This is a genomic window from Photobacterium aphoticum (assembly GCF_001029435.1).
GTDB lineage: Bacteria > Pseudomonadota > Gammaproteobacteria > Enterobacterales > Vibrionaceae > Photobacterium > Photobacterium aphoticum.
The window spans coordinates 56,156-69,570 of the sequence record NZ_LDOV01000001.1 but is presented as its reverse complement, the minus strand read 5'-3'; the positions used below and the strand labels follow the sequence as shown (position 1 = coordinate 69,570).

Genomic DNA, 13,415 nt, shown 5'->3' with positions numbered 1-13,415 from the left:
AAATCAGTGCGGCTATACTTCCTGCCGACACGGTTCCAATGTATCAGCAGAGCAAAATTAGATTGCCATTCTGCGCCGCTTACCCCCGAATTTCCCCGCGTTAGATCAATAAATTAGTAATATATCAAAGTTGCGCAACGTCGTGCCCAGCGCATGCCTTGCGCCACGCGGGCGTTTCAATTTCACAAACTTAGATTGAAAAATTCCCGTTGTGTATAACATCAATAATTTTATGAATGAGATTGTTTGGGCTCAACAAATGGCTCATCCACGGCGTCTTCCTGACCCATATACGTGCGAGAGGAACAGAACGGCGTTAACGGTACACTTGGCTCAAGCACGTCTTGCTGCTCACGACGTTCATGGGCCCGCGCCATACACAGTACTTGTCGCCGTACCAGCCATACGCCCAAGCAGCCAAACACCATGCCCCCTATTGCCTGTCCGATGAGTACGCCGCTCGCCCCGCCCCATAAACCACCTAACCAGACAAAAGGAATAGTGCCCAAGGTGGCTTTGCCCATGTTCAACGCCGTCGACCATGTCGGGCGATTGAGGTTATTGAATGCGGCATTAGAGACAAACAACGCGCCATTGAAGATAAAGGTAATCGCGACATAAGAACAAAACACCGACAGCAACGTTGCAGCATCACCCTGCAAACTGAATAGTGCAATCAGGTGATCCTGTAAAAACCACAGAATGGCCGAGACCAACACACAATAGAGCGACACAAAAATCAGCGCATCTGACAACGACCGCGAGATACGATCCCATCTTCCCGCACCGAAGTTCTGCCCAATAATGGGCCCGATGGCACCTGATAACGAAAACACCAACGCAAAAGTGACCGGCATGATACGTCCAATCACCGCATACCCGGCTACATAACTCTCACCAAACTGGGCGATCTGACTGGTGACAATGGCATTACCAATGGGTGTGGCGGTATTGGTTAAAATGGCAGGAAACGCGATCGCAGAAATGGTGGCTAATGACCGGAAGAATGCTCCTAATTGCGGCCGTGCGATCAGATTATGATGGACGATCACCGCGTGCAGGGAGTAAATCATCACCGCTAAGCGGGCAAAAACAGAGGCAATCGCCGCCCCTTCCATGCCCATCGACAAGCCAAAAATGAATAAGGGATCCAAAACCGCATTCACACCACCGCCGATTAAAGTGGCAATCATTGAACGACGCGCATCACCAATGCCCCGTAAGGCTGCGCCAGCTGACATGGAAATGGCAATGAACGGCGCACTGGGCAGCAAAATCACCAGATAATCCGTCGCAGCAGCGGCCACGTTACCGGTCGCGCCGATCATGGCCAGCAATTGCGGCAACTGCCACAGCATCAGGCTGACTAAGATCGCGCAGATGATCACGGCAAAGATCATCACATTGACGGTCAACTGGCGGGCTTTTTCCGCTTCATTGGCCCCCAGTGCCCGCGATACTAATGCCCCCATCGCAATGGATGTCCCGATAGAGACAGACGTCGAAAAGAAAATCAGTGTGCCCGCAAAGCCAATCGCGGCGGCCAGCTCCACTTCCCCCAGCAAGCTGATGAAAAACATATCCAGCAAATCGACCAGAAATAACGCCATCAAACCAATGGCACCGGTACCGGACATGACCATGATGTGTTTCATGGGTGAGCCGGTGACAAACTTCGCTTGCTCTGGCGCGCTGGCCGATTGGGAGGAGGATGAAGGCACGCAATTCCCCTTTGTGCCGTGTAACAAAGATAATGACTACGGCGGTAAATGTGAGAAATAAAGAAAAGGCGCACAATGCGCCTTTATCCATCTTGATTCCGTGTATAGAGAAACACGGTGGATTTATACCGGGTGTTTAAAACAATCACCGATCTGATCACTGATAGCCGTCAGTACATCACGGCGGGTGATCACCCCCACCAGACGGTGGTTTTCAACCACAGGGTAAATCTTCGGTTTTTGCCCTGCCATGGTATCAGCCAATTCAATGATGGAATCATCCGGCGAGACGGTTAACACATCATCACGCATACACTCGCCGACATTATGGGTATCCTGACAGTGGTAACCCACTTTTAACAACTTGTGGATCATATCCTGCTCAGAAATGAAGCCAACCACATGATGCAGATCATCAATGACCGGACCACCAATTTGCTTTGATGAGAGTAGCTTATCCAATGCTTGCGACAACGACATTGTGGATGTAAATGTCACTGGGCGTACATTCATGTAATCTTTAACTTTCAACGACTCCATGCATCCCCCTAATTCACGCTATGTCCCGGCAAGCACACTGTCAATTCACATCATGCGTGCAGCGCGGGCGATTGAATTTTCACTCAGCCACGTTCGTACTGTGGCCTCCTTTTGATCTAAGTGTCGCTTATTTCCTTGAAATTACTAAATTGAATTTGGCAATTTAATCAATAGACAATAGCTATCATAACCATTAACACCCTAGTGACAAGCCTTTCACTTTCCTTCCTTGGCGCATTTGCTGATCACGTCGAAAAAATTTGATCACAGCCACATTCTTCACGAATCCTTCACGTCCGTTACCGCATAATCCTCGACATCAAATAACTCAATAAGAATAAAGTCATGAAAAAAACGCTCAGCACACTACTTATCGCTTGTTCATTCTCGGCTACGGCAGCGCCTTATGTGGGTCTGGAATACGGTGTAGGTAGCGCCAGTCACGATGCCACCAATACCTTCAGCAAAGAAGGCGTTCACCTAGACCCATCGCTGGAAGACGGCATTCTGGGTGGCTTTGTCGGTTATGCCTTCAACGATAACTGGGCACTAGAACTGGGCTACAACCAGTTTGAGCTGAGCGATAGTCACTCTTCTTATTTAGGTCTAACAGCAGATAAAGCATACCACCACGAAATGGACTGGGATGCGTCTGTTGATGCGAAGCAAGTGACACTGGCACCGGTTTACACCTTTGCCTTCAATGATCAGTGGCGCGCGAAAGTGAAAGCCGGCCTGACCTACACCCAGTACGATGCAAGCCAAAGCAAAACTGAAGAGTGGGAATCTGTAACGAATGACGACATTGAACACGAAATTAACCACCCAACAGCTGCAGCACAAAGCCAAAACGAAATCGGCGGCATGGTATCGGTAGGGGCAGAATACGCGGTATTGCCACAGCTGACTGTTGGCGCGAACGTGAAATACCAAGCAGACAGCTATGCAAGCATGGCGTCATTCAATATCGGTACCACGTACTACTTCTAATCCAACACAGGTGGATCTGTCATGAAAAAAACACTACTAGGCTTATCACTACTGTTGGTAGCCGGCACAAGCCAAGCGGCATTCATGGGACCAGGTGCTTCTACCCTGCACACGGTGAATCACGCTTTGATGGCCAATGAAGACACGATTGTTGAACTGACTGGCCACATTACCCAATCATTGGGCGATGAAATGTACCTGTTCAAAGACAGCACAGGCGAAATCCAGATTGAGATTGACAATGATCACTGGCTTGGCCTTGATGTGACGCCAGAAGATACCGTGATCATCCGTGGTGAAGTCGACAGTGAATGGAATACGCCACAAATTGATGTGGACAGCATTCAGAAGAAAGCCTGATCCCCGGCAACCATAAAAACACAGCGCCCTGACGAGTTCCCCCGTCAGGGCGCTTTTTTATCATGTCATACCACGTCGTGATGACATAAGTAGGCCATAAGCAATGACATCATCGTTTACATAAAGAGCATCAGTAGCATGGCTACAGGCAGCTGATCACCCGAGGCAAGCACGAGCTTATCCCCTTCGATGGCCATCTTCGCCACATAGTGGGTCGCATTGCGCTCAATAATGCCATTTTCTTCCAGCATCGCGGCACGCTCTTTCAGCAAAGGATCCGCATCCACCAGCGCCACCGGCAAGCTCACAAACAGATCCCCATTAATGGTTTCCGCCACCGCCATCAGGTTCTGCGAGGCATTCTCCATCCCCGGTTTCACCTGCAGTGCCAAACTGCTCTTCACCGCACCTTGTGGGGTGTCTAGGCTCAAATCACTGATCGCAAACTTCAATCCTTTCGCCACCAGCTTATCCAAAGCCTTGGTTGTCGCTTCAATCTCAGCATCGGTCATTTCCGTGTCCATCTTCTCGGAAAATTCACCCAGCTGATGAATCGACGGATAATCTAAATCGGTAAATGCCAACTGGAAGTTAAAGTTACTGAAGGTTTCCCCTTCCAGTGAATGCAAGCGACCAATGGTCACTTGGTTCGTATTAGTCAACAGCGGCGCGGCGTCTTTGCCTGTCTGCTCGGTCAACACGTTCTGCATGCTTACCGCCAGTTTATCCATTGAGACACTTTGATCGCTCGACAAATCGTTAAAACTCACGCTCTCCAGTGACAACTGCTGACTACCCAGCCAGAACTGACCATCCAAACGGCCTTCGCCGCCACCTTGCAAGCCTTTCAGACGCAATTGCTCATTCGCCACGGTGGTCAAATCCGCAGACGGCCACTGGTATTGGAAATCACCCGCGCCGTCAGCATTCACCGAGCCTGACAAGGTAAACGCAGAGAAGTCCGCTTGTGTGCCCTGACCATCATCAGCTTTTAATGGGTTCACACGGAAAGTAAAGTCTGTCGCGCGGGTTAACGCCGTATCCGTGGTCAGTGTGAACGGTGCCACGCCCTTACCCCACAGCTGTTCAACGCTGGCTTTCAGGCTGTCATCCATGACCAATTCACTGGTCGTGCTGATCCCAAACATACCGTGCGTCACATGATGATGAATGCGCCACACTGTCGGTAAGCCTTCCTCTTCAAATGCCGTTTTCAACTCCCCTTTCAAAGAGACTTGCGATACAGCATCCGCCGATAAATAACCGCGATCATAACTGTCATTTTTCACGGACAAGTACGGATTCGCGTACTGACCAATGGTATCTAAATAGATACGCTCACCCAGCTGTCCTGTCGCCATTGGCCAACACAGCGCAATCGCCACAGCCCCGCCTACCGCACCAATTTTTTTCAACATTATCCGTCAATCCCAGTTTTGAAGATGCCTCATTCCAAGTTATGCAGTCTATCATAGCTATAAGAACATGCTATTTTTCATCACATTATTACGATTCTCCTCGCTGTTCTGACCGCTCACCCCGTGACTTTGCTATCTGCCTCTCAGTCTCTTCTTGAGCGTTCTTATACACTGGCCATAACCATGATGCGGCCAGCTATTACCCTTTGTTGAGATAGCGCGATCGCGCAACATAAGGAAGGATAGGTGAATAATTTTGCAATTGTCTGCCTTGATGATAATCCGGATATCGTCGAACTACTCAATACCAGTCTCACGCCGTTTGCCGGGCTGTTTGATGTCTACAATGCCTACAGCATTTCACAAGCCAATGACGTACTGACGCACATTGCCGAACAAGGACAGCGGGTCGCTTTAGTTATTTGTGACAATGACTTAGGCTGCGATAATGGCGTTAACTTTTTGGTGTCACTGGATCAGCACCCTGCCAGCCGGCAAGCCCGCTCCATCCTGATCAACGATACGCCACAACTGGACGCCATCATGCAGGCGGTCAATGAAGGACGTTTGCACTACTGCCTGACAAAGCCGTGGGATCCGCAGGAATTACAGCAAGTGCTGGTGAAAGAGCTGACCAGTTTCATCCTTAAGCACACCGACGAAGACTGGCTGCGTTACAGTCAGGTACTGGATCACCGCCGCATCCTCAACGCCCATATCGATCACCAAATGTCACGTTTTCGCTCGGGCTTTATCCAAGATACCCATACCTTGGATGACGCCACACTGGCCAAGCAAGTGACCGATGCCCTGTATGAATTCTTTGCCGGCAACGATGAAAACCGTGCCTGCCGCAGCTACAGCGCCAACCACATTCTGACCCATGAAGGGGCGTCCAATAACATCTTGTGGTTCATCACCCAAGGGGAAGTAGCGCTGTACAAAAAAGATGAATTTGGTCGTCGTCATGAAGTGGTTCGCGCCGGCCCCGGTCATTTAGTGGGCGGCATGTCGTTCATCTCTGGTGAGCCGTCCTTTTCCACCGGCGTGACGTTGTGTCATACCGATGTGATCAAGCTCGACCGCAAGCTGTTTAACAAAGTGATGAACTCGCGCACCGAATTACTGCCACTATTCACCAACTTATTGCTGCGTAACTTCAACCGCCGCCTGAAAGGCAGTATCCAGACCGAATTGTGTTTACAGCAAACCCTGAAATCGCTAGATGATGCGCACCATCAACTGGTTGAAAAAGAAAAAATGGCCATGCTGGGGCAGCTAGTCGCCGGTGTTGCTCATGAACTGAATAACCCGGTGTCTGCCATCTTACGCGGCAGTGATACGCTGAAACAGACCATCGGTACCATCACCGAAACCCCGCTTGATCCGGAAAATCAGGCCCGTGGCAACACCATCATGCAGCAAGCCATGCTGTCTCGTCCCCTGTCCACCGCCGAGAACCGCCAGCGCGCGAAAAACCTTACCAACGTGATTGGCGATCGGCACTTAGCGCGCAAAATCGTGCAAATGGGCATTGATGATCCGGAAATACTGCAAAACTGGTTACTGCCTCAGAAACACCAATTGCCCACTTTGCTCAACGAGTGGGAAAACTACTACCAGATGGGTAACTTCCTGCGCTCTATCAATGTGTGTGCCCAGCGAATTGCCGACTTGGTGAAAAGCCTGAAAAGCTATGCCCGTCAGGATGATGAAACCATCCATTGTGTGGATATTCATGAAGGCTTAGAAGACACCTTGGTGATCTTTGAAAACAAACTCAAACGTCATCGCTTAATCAAAGACTATCACCCACTGCCACCGCTGCATTGCCAGCCTATCGCGCTGCAACAAGTGTGGACCAACCTGATTTCCAATGCGTTAGATGCGGTGGATGAACCCGGCGAAATTCGCGTGACCACCCGCCTGAGCGAGCCAGATGCGCAGGGTAAGCAAGCCATTGAAGTGATTGTGGCCGACAACGGCAAAGGTATTCCACCGGCTCAGCAGGCCAAAATATTTGAACTCAATTTTACCACCAAGCGGGAAGGCAACTTCGGGCTTGGTATCGGATTGTCTGTCTGTCAGCAGATCATCCACCAACACAATGGCACCATCACGGTAGAATCCGAGCCCGGACAATTTACCCAGATGATTGTGACGTTACCCTTGGATGATGCCCAATAAGGAGGCCCCATGAAGAAGTATCTGATTTTGTGTGTCGACGACGAGCGTGAAGTGCTCGACAGCGTGATCAACGACCTGCGTGAACTTGAGAGCCATTTCGTGATTGAAGCCGCCGAATCGGTGGATGAAGCGAAAGACGTGGTGGCCGAAGCCATTGCTGATGACACCCCACTCGCTCTGATTTTGTGTGACCACATCATGCCAGGGGAAACCGGCATTGAATTTCTGATTGAGCTGAAACAGCAAGACGCCACCCGCACCGCCCGCAAAGTGTTACTGACGGGCCAAGCCGGGCTAGAGGAAACTGTGCAGGCCGTCAATAACGCCAGTCTCGACTACTTCATTGCCAAACCGTGGAATGGCGACCAACTGAAGCAAGTAGTGATTGAACAGTTAACCACCTACATGATCGACAATGATCCTGAGTTAATGCCATGGATCCAAGTGCTTGATGCCACCCGTATCATGGAAGCATTAAGCGATCGCCGCCTGAGTCTGTCTGATATTTAAGCACATTGGCGAATAAATTAATTTGTCATACAAACCTTTTCGGGACGCGACAATAGTGTTATCTTGATCACATAATTAATACGCGATCAAAGACGCTCATCCAAGGCAAGAGGCTAAGGATGGTCAACCCGAAAAGGTGATCTATGAAAGTTGCAGTTTTCAGCACAAAAAAATACGACCAACACTCTTTCACTGCCGTTAATCAGCAGTACCACCATCAGCTCGACTTTTTTGACTTCCGCCTTACTGAACAAACTGCCCGTATGGCCCATGGCTATGATGCGGTTTGTGCCTTCGTAAATGATGATCTTAGCCGCCCTGTATTAGAATCACTGGCGGCAAGTGGCATCAAACTGATCGCCATGCGTTGTGCCGGCTTTGATAAGGTCGATCTCGACGCCGCGAAAGATCTCAACATTCAGGTAGTACGTGTACCGGCTTACTCACCAGAAGCCATTGCTGAGCATACACTTGGCTTGATGCTGAGCCTGAACCGCCGTATTCACCGTGCTTACCAGCGTACCCGTGATGCCAACTTCTCACTAGAAGGCCTGACTGGCTTTAACTTCCACGGCAAAACTGTCGGCGTGATCGGCACCGGTAAAATCGGTATTGCGACCATTCGCATTCTAAAAGGTCTGGGCATGAACGTGCTGGCTTACGACCCGTTTGAAAACCCAGTGGCACTGGAATTGGGCGTACGTTACACCACACTGGATGAGATTTACGAGAAATCCAATGTCATCACCCTGCACTGCCCGATGACCGAAGAAAACTACCACATGCTTAATGCTGAGGCATTTGCCAAAATGCGTGACGGCGTGATGATCATCAATACCAGCCGTGGTGAACTGCTGAACTCGAAAGATGCCATTGAAGCGCTGAAGAACAGCAAAATTGGCTCGTTAGGTATCGACGTGTACGAGAACGAAAAAGATTTGTTCTTTGAAGATAAGTCGAATGATGTGATCACCGATGACGTATTCCGTCGCCTGTCTGCTTGTCATAACGTACTGTTCACCGGTCACCAAGCCTTCCTGACTGATGAAGCATTAGCGAACATTGCGGATACCACCCTCAACAATATTGCGATGTTTGAAGCCAATACGCCGTCAGGCAACGAACTAATCGGATAATCAGCAATTATCCAGCGTTAGTTATCAACAGAACGCACATTTTAAGCAAAGATCACAAATTTTGATGATCTTTGCTTTTTATGCCAGTACAAACGGGATAAATGACAACAAAGTCCGGTAAAAATCTATGATTCAGCCATTTTGTCCATTAAAATGTGCGCATATTTTTTAAGCTTCACGGACATATTGTCATGCGTAAAATTCTTCTTGCTACAGGTTTGATGTTTGCATCAATCTCTGCGGCACAAGCTGATTCAACCATGAGCAACTTCAGCTACGACTACGCTGAAGCGCGCATTGGTATCAGCCCACTGACTTACGGTGCGGGTTTCAGCAAATCAATCCACCCGAACGCACACATCATTGGTAGCATCGATACTGAATTCGACAGCGACTGGGATGCATCATTCGGTGTGGGTTTCCACGCACCAGTGAACAACTGGGCTGATATTACTGGTGAACTGAAAGCCCGTAACGTGAAAGACCGTGGTTGCTTTGACAGCTCAGCGGGTAAGCTGGGTATGGAAGTGAACCTGGGTATCCGTCAGTGGTTGGGTCCACAGTTTGAAGTGGGCGGTCAGATTGGCCACCTGAACATCGATGATCACGAAAAGACCATCGGTAACGTGTACGGCCGTTTCCACGCGACAGAGCTATTCTCTATCGGTGTTGCAGGTCGTTTCAACGATATCTATGGCGATCAGATGATGATCACCACGCGCTTTAAGTTCTAAGCCTGTCTCTGACGACGCTTAACACACTTAAACGCCAGAATATGATGCCCTCACCCAGTGAGGGCATTTTTTGTTTCTGCGTATCAGTTTCTTGCCACAACACCGCCATTTTCCACCAGCCAGTCAATAAAGGCTTTAATACGCGGTGAGTCTGCCATGTCTTTACGGCACACCAAGTAATAGTGCTGTGGTGACGGCACGGCTAAAGGAAACGGCGTCACTAAACGGCCTGAAGCAATCTGCTCGGCAATAAAAGAAGCGCGACCAATTGCCACACCAATGCCACGCTCTGCGGCTTGCAGTGCTAAATCTGCACGGTCAAACGTACAACCCGCCTCTGGCAACGCGACATCATTTTGGTGCGCCCAATACTGCCATTCATCATTACGTCCCGCCCTTGCCCACGGCGCGGCATCATGCAATAACAGGCACGAAACCAACTTTTCCGGATTACCGTACAAGTCATGCGCTATCGCGTAGTCATGGCTGCACACCGGCACCATGCTCTCATCCATCAGCTGCACCACATGCAGGCCATTGTATTTGCCGTCACCGAAATAAATCGCACAATCAAACGACTCGGTCTGAAAATCCACCAGCTCATTACGGGTACGCAGATGAAAACGCAGTGCGGGGTATTTCTCAATGAAGCTTTTCAGGCGGGGCATCAACCAACGCTGGGCAAAGGTCGGCGGCACCGACACATTCAAGTCACCGCTCAGTTCCTGCGTTTTGAGATCGCGCAGTTCATTGGCAATGTCACCAAAATTGTGCGCCACGACTTCTTTAAGTCGCTTTCCCTCTTCCGTCAGTACTAACTTACGGGGCTGACGAATGAATAAGGTCACCCCCAATGCGGCTTCAAGATTTTTGATTTTATGGCTCACCGCACTCTGCGTCAGACACAGCATTTCCGCCGCGCGCGTAAAACTCATCTGATCGGCAGCAATCAAAAAACAATGGAGTCCGGATAACACCGATCCGGTTAAGCGTGGTAGTCGCATACGTCGCACAATATTGTAAATGATAGGGTTATCATACAATAAAAAAGCCACCGCGTAGACGATGGCTTTTTTGCATCTAAAATTATCTATTACAATTTAGTCAATGGCTTGTAACAAACGCTGCTTTTGATCATCTTTTAGCAGTGTCCAGTGGCAACCATCAATCGCGCCGGCAAACATCCATAACAATTTAACGTCAAGATCTTTACCCTGGCTTTGACGCACTTTGCGGAACACTTCAACCGCACCCAATGAAATGAAGCTGCTTACATCCGGAATACCGGCTTTCTTCACCATGCGCTCAAGCGTCAGGCGCATGTTAGGCAAATCACGAATTCTTTTGCTTTTATCTGATAGTTTGTATTCTTTTTCTGTAATTGATAGTGAAATCGACTCTTTCACCAAATCGGAGCACTGCCCCAAATTATTATGATAGATATCAGTAATGTCGTAATAGTTTACAACCGCTGTTGTGCTGCGCTTAATATGGCGGAATTTTTCACACCCTAGCGCAACCAATTGCTCGTCTAATGCGTCCCCACCACGTAAGTACAGCGCCTTATCTGTGATGATGGCGTACATAGCTGAGTTAATAAAAATGCCTGTACCACCAAACATGGAACGTTTCTCAAAACTTCCGAATTCTTGAAGATAATTTAAAAGTTCTTCCTTGAAATTTCGCACAACATCTCTCCCGTTAAACGTTAATGGTTGTTTTTCTCCAGTAACGCCAAACAAATAAGCGTCAACAAATTGACAATGACACAGGGCTCGGCGAATTTCCACATATGAAACAGCGAACAGTTCAAAGTGAGAATCCAGACATATTATGAAACGAAAAATAAGCACTATGGGGCAAAAGCGACCTTATTTAGACACCGGCAATTTTGGGAGAAGCTCCCAAAAAATGCATCGAACCACTATCTTTATTTTTATCAACACTTGATTTTTTGACGCGCAGGTCAGGACAAAAAAGATGAGCGAGATCGCACTCTTTCCAACCACCTCACATTTATTGCCCGACGGTCATGTCGAGTTACTGCTTTGCGAGGAGCGACATCTCAGAATGCTGAAGCAGTCGCTGGCGGGGGAGCGAGGCTTTGCGGTGTGTATGCTCAATGAGGCCGATGTCAATAGTGAGATCAAGAAAATTCCCGCAATTGCGACACAATGCCAAGTCATCAACTTTGACGCACTCGAAGGCGGCCTGCTCTCCATTCAGGTAGAAGGGGTACAAAAGGTAAGGTTATTAAGTGTTTCCGTTGAAGATGACGACCTATTATGTGCCCAATTTGCCCCCTACCCGAATTGGCCCCCTCACCCCCTAAAAACCGGCGACAAAGAATTGGCGGATAAGCTCCATCTGTTCTTTCAGTCCATGCCAGAAATTGGCGCCTTGTATCCCATCCCGCAATGGGATGACCTCACCTGGGTCTGCCAACGCTGGATTGAAGTGCTGCCACTAGAGGTGCATTACAAGCAATTGCTCATCACCCAGACCACCCCTAAGCTGACTGCGCGTTTTTTACATAAACTGTTCAATGCTGATTAAAAGTTCACCTATCAGTACGGTGCCCCCCCGAGTTTGTGCGCTTTGTTGCTATCGTCACACGCTAACTCTCGATAAACTATGCCTCTATTCTGTAGGTAGTATGGATTCATGGCTCACGTATCTTTCTTTTGGCTGAAACCCGAAAATGACAAAATCATTAAGGGGTTAGAATCAGAGTTCTATTCGCGCGTTAAAGCGGCTATTCAAAAAAACCGACTTGCCCTGCCACCGATCCCTGCGGTGTTAGTCAAACTGCAGTCGCTGTGTAAAAGTGATGACACCACCATTCATGATGTGGCGGAGCTGCTGATTGACGATCCCGGCTTGGCCGCGCACATCGTGTCTATCTCAAACACCACACTCTTTAACCGACGCAATGTTGCCTGCCACGACGTTACTACGGCGATCAGTCGCTTAGGGATCTATCGTGTTCGCGATATTGTGACCGCGAAAGCCATTGAAGATCTCAAAAAGCGTCATCTGTTCAGTCAGGAATGCAATCACCTGCTGACCCACAGTGCCACGCGTTCGCGTCAATTAGCGGCCACCATGGCGCTGGTGGCGCACGGTTTAGCGACCCATGAAGAGTTCCCGAAGAAAATTGAATCCGACAAAGCGCTGCTGGCGGGCTTATTTGCAGACATCGGCTTATTCAGCCTGATTTATGAATATCAAGCCTACTTAGACAGCGGTAATTATTTGGATATTGACGTTGCCACCCACGTGTTTGAGCACAGCTGTCAGGAAGTGAGCTTGCTGATCTTAAAACACTGGGGCTTTGACAGTGATTACTTAGAAGTGGCGTCAAACAGCCGCTCACCGTTTAAACCTGCCAATGAGCATTCCTACTACTTGGATGTGGCACGCATGGCCAACCACTTGCTGCTGTTCCGCACCAATGATGATGCGATTGAAGAGCACCATGTAGAGCTGGATTTAGCGGGAGCTGAAGTAATGTATGAACTCAGCAACCTGTCTGACGCTGACTTCGTACAACGTCTGAAAGAGATGATTAAAAACAGCGGCATGTAAACGACTCCACCGACCACTTACCGTTGACTCGCCTTTCTCTCTTATCCATTGAGAAAGGCGATTGACCACTTCTTATCCTTACTGATAAGCTGCGCCTTTCATCCCCCCTGATTTTATTTTACGGTCTCTGCCACTCGCTTGGTCGGCTTTGTAATGCCTAATCAATCCCGGCGTGCTGCATTATTCACTGCGGCATATTGGTTATGATGGAACATGACCACAGAGACAGAT

13 protein-coding genes are annotated in these 13,415 nt (G+C 49.0%); 8 read left to right on the top strand and 5 right to left on the bottom strand.

Features of this window, described 5'->3' with window-relative positions; translation table 11 throughout:
* Positions 1-230: 230 nt before the first annotated feature.
* Both ABT58_RS00295 and ABT58_RS00290 read right to left on the bottom strand, forming a co-directional pair.
* Entirely contained in the window at positions 231-1,637 is a 1,407-nt protein-coding gene (locus ABT58_RS00295; protein WP_373300246.1) for an MATE family efflux transporter, read from the bottom strand.
* Positions 1,638-1,844: 207 nt separating this feature from the next.
* Positions 1,845-2,261, bottom strand: coding sequence for a CBS domain-containing protein (locus tag ABT58_RS00290; protein ID WP_047872358.1), 417 nt, complete (start codon positions 2,259-2,261; stop codon positions 1,845-1,847).
* A gap of 345 nt (positions 2,262-2,606) precedes the next feature.
* Here ABT58_RS00290 and ABT58_RS00285 point away from each other — a divergent pair, with 345 nt between their 5' ends.
* The gene (locus ABT58_RS00285) at positions 2,607-3,251 is read left to right on the top strand and encodes an AcfA family outer membrane beta-barrel protein (RefSeq protein WP_047872357.1); all 645 of its coding nucleotides are present in this window, start codon (positions 2,607-2,609) and stop codon (positions 3,249-3,251) included.
* 21 nt (positions 3,252-3,272) lie between these two features.
* Positions 3,273-3,611 carry a YgiW/YdeI family stress tolerance OB fold protein gene (locus ABT58_RS00280; protein WP_047872356.1) on the top strand — a complete coding sequence of 113 codons (339 nt, stop codon included), beginning with the start codon at positions 3,273-3,275 and terminating at the stop codon, positions 3,609-3,611.
* Positions 3,612-3,727: 116 nt separating this feature from the next.
* Here the strand turns inward: ABT58_RS00280 and ABT58_RS00275 are convergent, their stop codons facing one another.
* On the bottom strand, positions 3,728-5,029 hold the full coding sequence (locus tag ABT58_RS00275) for a DUF945 family protein (RefSeq protein ID WP_047872355.1): 1,302 nt from the start codon (positions 5,027-5,029) through the stop codon (positions 3,728-3,730).
* 246 nt (positions 5,030-5,275) lie between these two features.
* Between ABT58_RS00275 and ABT58_RS00270 the strand changes: the two genes are divergently transcribed.
* The 4 genes from ABT58_RS00270 to ABT58_RS00255 all read left to right on the top strand — a co-directional run bounded on the left by ABT58_RS00270 (position 5,276) and on the right by ABT58_RS00255 (position 9,596).
* On the top strand, positions 5,276-7,216 hold the full coding sequence (locus tag ABT58_RS00270) for an ATP-binding protein (RefSeq protein ID WP_047872354.1): 1,941 nt from the start codon (positions 5,276-5,278) through the stop codon (positions 7,214-7,216).
* Between the two features lie 9 nt (positions 7,217-7,225).
* Positions 7,226-7,726, top strand: a complete 501-nt coding sequence (locus ABT58_RS00265) for a response regulator (protein ID WP_047872353.1) — start codon at positions 7,226-7,228, stop codon at positions 7,724-7,726.
* A 143-nt stretch (positions 7,727-7,869) separates the two neighbouring features.
* Positions 7,870-8,862, top strand: coding sequence for a 2-hydroxyacid dehydrogenase (locus ABT58_RS00260; protein WP_047872352.1), 993 nt, complete (start codon positions 7,870-7,872; stop codon positions 8,860-8,862).
* A 191-nt stretch (positions 8,863-9,053) separates the two neighbouring features.
* Positions 9,054-9,596, top strand: a complete 543-nt coding sequence (locus ABT58_RS00255; protein WP_047872351.1) for a hypothetical protein — start codon at positions 9,054-9,056, stop codon at positions 9,594-9,596.
* Between the two features lie 83 nt (positions 9,597-9,679).
* On the opposite strand, the gene dsdC is transcribed toward ABT58_RS00255, so the two are convergent.
* A complete protein-coding gene (gene dsdC, locus ABT58_RS00250; RefSeq protein WP_047872488.1) occupies positions 9,680-10,600 on the bottom strand; it encodes a DNA-binding transcriptional regulator DsdC in 921 nt (306 codons plus the stop codon).
* Between the two features lie 96 nt (positions 10,601-10,696).
* Positions 10,697-11,284 carry a TfoX/Sxy family DNA transformation protein gene (locus ABT58_RS00245; protein ID WP_047872350.1) on the bottom strand — a complete coding sequence of 196 codons (588 nt, stop codon included), beginning with the start codon at positions 11,282-11,284 and terminating at the stop codon, positions 10,697-10,699.
* Between the two features lie 292 nt (positions 11,285-11,576).
* Between ABT58_RS00245 and ABT58_RS00240 the strand changes: the two genes are divergently transcribed.
* Positions 11,577-12,152 carry an LON peptidase substrate-binding domain-containing protein gene (locus tag ABT58_RS00240; protein WP_047872349.1) on the top strand — a complete coding sequence of 192 codons (576 nt, stop codon included), beginning with the start codon at positions 11,577-11,579 and terminating at the stop codon, positions 12,150-12,152.
* A 108-nt stretch (positions 12,153-12,260) separates the two neighbouring features.
* Positions 12,261-13,184 carry an HDOD domain-containing protein gene (locus tag ABT58_RS00235; protein ID WP_047872348.1) on the top strand — a complete coding sequence of 308 codons (924 nt, stop codon included), beginning with the start codon at positions 12,261-12,263 and terminating at the stop codon, positions 13,182-13,184.
* The last annotated feature ends 231 nt before the right edge of the window (positions 13,185-13,415 follow it).

Coding starts and splice junctions, on each gene's coding strand:
- ABT58_RS00295 (WP_373300246.1), bottom strand. CDS start 1,637: ATGTCCGGTACCGGTGCCATTGGTTTGATGGCGTTATTTCTGGTCGAT.
- ABT58_RS00290 (WP_047872358.1), bottom strand. CDS start 2,261: ATGGAGTCGTTGAAAGTTAAAGATTACATGAATGTACGCCCAGTGACA.
- ABT58_RS00285 (WP_047872357.1), top strand. CDS start 2,607: ATGAAAAAAACGCTCAGCACACTACTTATCGCTTGTTCATTCTCGGCT.
- ABT58_RS00280 (WP_047872356.1), top strand. CDS start 3,273: ATGAAAAAAACACTACTAGGCTTATCACTACTGTTGGTAGCCGGCACA.
- ABT58_RS00275 (WP_047872355.1), bottom strand. CDS start 5,029: ATGTTGAAAAAAATTGGTGCGGTAGGCGGGGCTGTGGCGATTGCGCTG.
- ABT58_RS00265 (WP_047872353.1), top strand. CDS start 7,226: ATGAAGAAGTATCTGATTTTGTGTGTCGACGACGAGCGTGAAGTGCTC.
- ABT58_RS00260 (WP_047872352.1), top strand. CDS start 7,870: ATGAAAGTTGCAGTTTTCAGCACAAAAAAATACGACCAACACTCTTTC.
- ABT58_RS00255 (WP_047872351.1), top strand. CDS start 9,054: ATGCGTAAAATTCTTCTTGCTACAGGTTTGATGTTTGCATCAATCTCT.
- dsdC (WP_047872488.1), bottom strand. CDS start 10,600: ATGCGACTACCACGCTTAACCGGATCGGTGTTATCCGGACTCCATTGT.
- ABT58_RS00240 (WP_047872349.1), top strand. CDS start 11,577: ATGAGCGAGATCGCACTCTTTCCAACCACCTCACATTTATTGCCCGAC.
- ABT58_RS00235 (WP_047872348.1), top strand. CDS start 12,261: ATGGCTCACGTATCTTTCTTTTGGCTGAAACCCGAAAATGACAAAATC.